Source organism: Staphylococcus rostri (genome assembly GCF_002902145.1).
In the GTDB taxonomy this organism is placed as follows: domain Bacteria; phylum Bacillota; class Bacilli; order Staphylococcales; family Staphylococcaceae; genus Staphylococcus; species Staphylococcus rostri.
The window spans coordinates 1-674 of record NZ_PPRF01000095.1 but is presented as its reverse complement, the minus strand read 5'-3'; the positions used below and the strand labels follow the sequence as shown (position 1 = coordinate 674).

Annotated in this window: 1 protein-coding gene; it reads right to left on the bottom strand. The window is 40.2% G+C overall.

Annotated elements, in window-relative coordinates; translation table 11 throughout:
• Positions 1 to 674: Rib/alpha-like domain-containing protein (locus tag CD122_RS10555; protein WP_240624158.1), on the bottom strand; the 674-nt coding region annotated here is incomplete at both ends.

Below are 674 nucleotides of genomic sequence, written 5' to 3'. Positions count from 1 at the left end.
TCTACTTTGTAGTTACCATCTGCATCTACTGGTACGTCTTTAATAACATCGCCGTTTGGTAATGTTACGTCTACTGTTCCGTTTGGTTCAGCTGTACCTGTGATCACATCGTCACCTGGTTGTGGTTGCTTCACTGTTGGTGCGTTTGGCGCAGTTGTATCTTGTACTTTAACCGGTACATCTACAGTTTCTTTAGAACCATCTGGGTAAGTGATTTCTACTTTACCTGTGTAGTCGCCAGTTTTATCTGTGTCGATTGATCCTTCTGGTGTTACGTCTGTAACTTTTGTACCGTCTGGTAAGTCAGTTAAGTCAACGTTATCTGTTAAATCAACTTTTCCACCTTGTTCTACAACCTCTGGTGTTACAGTTGGATCATTTTTGTCAGCGTCAGTTAATTTTTCTTTAACTGTTACTGGTACTTCGATTGTGTCTTTTGAACCGTCTGGATATACAACTTCTACTGTTCCAGTGTATTCACCTGGTTTGTCAGTATCGATTGATCCTTCTGGTGTTACATCTTTAACTATTGTACCTTCTGGAAGACCTTTTGTATCAACGTTATCTGTTAAGTCTACTGTTCCACCTTGCTCTACCACTTCTGGTGTCGCTGTTGGATCATTTTGTTCAGCTTGTGTTTTAGCTTTTTCTGTAACAGTAACTGGTACATCTAC